Source organism: Cupriavidus sp. SIMBA_020 (assembly GCF_046535395.1).
GTDB lineage: Bacteria > Pseudomonadota > Gammaproteobacteria > Burkholderiales > Burkholderiaceae > Cupriavidus > Cupriavidus campinensis.
This window is the reverse complement of record NZ_JAWRWU010001026.1, coordinates 1-257: the sequence shown is the minus strand read 5'-3', so window position 1 is coordinate 257 and position 257 is coordinate 1. Positions and strand designations below refer to the sequence as shown.

The window sequence follows — 257 nt, the reverse complement described above, 5'->3', positions numbered from 1 at the left end:
CGGCGAGTCCTGCCGCGATGCCCGCGACGGTCGCCTCGCGATGTTCGGGAAACGCGTTGTTGGTGCCGGTGGACAGCGCGACGAGCGGTGTCGCGCCGCAGTGCGCGGCGACCGCGCGATGAGTGCCGTCGCCGCCGAGCACGACGATCAGCGCGACTTCCCTCCGGCGCATGTAGGCCGCGCCGGCGTGCGTGTCGGCAACCGTGTCGGAGATCGGCAGGTCGACGAATTCGACGTCGGGCCAGCGTTCGTGCGGC

General features: G+C 72.0%; 1 protein-coding gene. It reads right to left on the bottom strand.

Annotated elements, in window-relative coordinates:
• A partial coding sequence (locus SB751_RS32585; RefSeq protein WP_410749329.1) for an NAD(+)/NADH kinase occupies positions 1-257 on the bottom strand: 257 nt, incomplete at both ends.